Genomic DNA, 1,309 nt, shown 5'->3' with positions numbered 1-1,309 from the left:
GACACTATCCGGAAAACTGTGTAAGTAGGTTTAGACAATTAAGTCCTAAATTTTTAAACGATCTTCAAAAATTGCAATAAACTGATTAAAAATAAGGGCCCAGTTTCTAATAGGCTGGGTCCATTTTTTAGTCACCTCATTAAGGGCCAAAAAGACGGATTTTTTCACAGCATTATCATCAGGGAAAGAGAGTTTGTTTTTAGTGTATTTCCTAATTTTACCATTCAAGTTTTCAATCAGATTAGTTGTATAGATAATTTTACGGATCTCCACAGGGAAATCAAAGAAAACGGTAAGATTCTCCCAGTTATCTCTCCAGCTTTTAACCGCATAGCTGTATTTTTCCTGCCAGTTTTGAGCAAAATTTTCTAATTCCTGTAAGGCTACTTGCTGATTAGGAGCATTGTAAATGTTTTTCATATCGGCACTGAAGGCTTTTCTGTCCTTCCATACGACGTATTTACCAGCATTTCTAATTTGATGCACAACACAAATTTGTGTTTGGGCTTTTGGGAAGACGGTATTGATTGTAGAAGTAAACCCTTTCAGGTTATCCGTGCAGGTAATTCAAAATATCCTGTACTCCTCTGGCTTGCATGTCACTAAGTACACTCATCCAAAAAGATGAACTTTCAGATTTAACCTAACCACATGCCCAATAATTCCTTATAGCCCTGTTGATTAAGACCTACAGCTAAATTAACCAGTCTTATTGATTACCTTTCCCCCAATCCCTAACCTTAAAGGACGATACCATCCATCCAAACAATAAGGTAAAGCTCCTCTAATGGTCGGTTTTGCCAAGCTTGTATATCTTGTATAACTCTGTTGGTAACGGCAGAAATTGTTGGAAGTAGAAACGTCTATTTTGTATAGTTCACTGAGTTGTTCCTCAATATCAGATACACTCATCCCTTTTGCATAAAGGCTAATAATGAGGTCTTCTATTGCTTCTACTCTGGTTTTTCGTTTGGGAACAATATGGGGCTCAAAACTGCCTTCTCTATCTCTGGGAACTTTTAAATTGAGCTTTCCATATTCACTTTCCAAAGATTTCTGACCATGTCCATTTCGTACGTTATTATTTTCAGATTTGGTGTGTTTCTGATAGCCTAGATGGGAATCTAATTCGCCTTCTAATAGATTTTCGAGACCACGCTTGAAAAGCTCTTTCATAAAACTCTCAAGCTCCTCTGAAGTCTTAAATTGCTTCAGGAAATTGCTCTTTAATAATTCATCTTTGTTCATGGAAACTGTATTTAATTTGTACAATATACAAAAGTGGTGATGGCCTTTAAAGGCCATCACC

The 1,309-nt window shown here is 36.7% G+C and carries 1 pseudogene; it reads right to left on the bottom strand.

Annotation, left to right across the window (positions count from 1 at the left end):
* Nucleotides 1-45: 45 nt before the first annotated feature.
* A pseudogene (locus E1171_RS24855) lies at nucleotides 46-1,248 on the bottom strand (IS256 family transposase).
* Nucleotides 1,249-1,309 lie beyond the last annotated feature (61 nt).

It is taken from the genome of Xanthovirga aplysinae, assembly GCF_009711365.1.
Lineage (GTDB): Bacteria > Bacteroidota > Bacteroidia > Cytophagales > Cyclobacteriaceae > Xanthovirga > Xanthovirga aplysinae.
The sequence above is the reverse complement of the archived record's forward strand: the minus strand, read 5'-3'. Positions and strand labels throughout refer to the sequence as shown.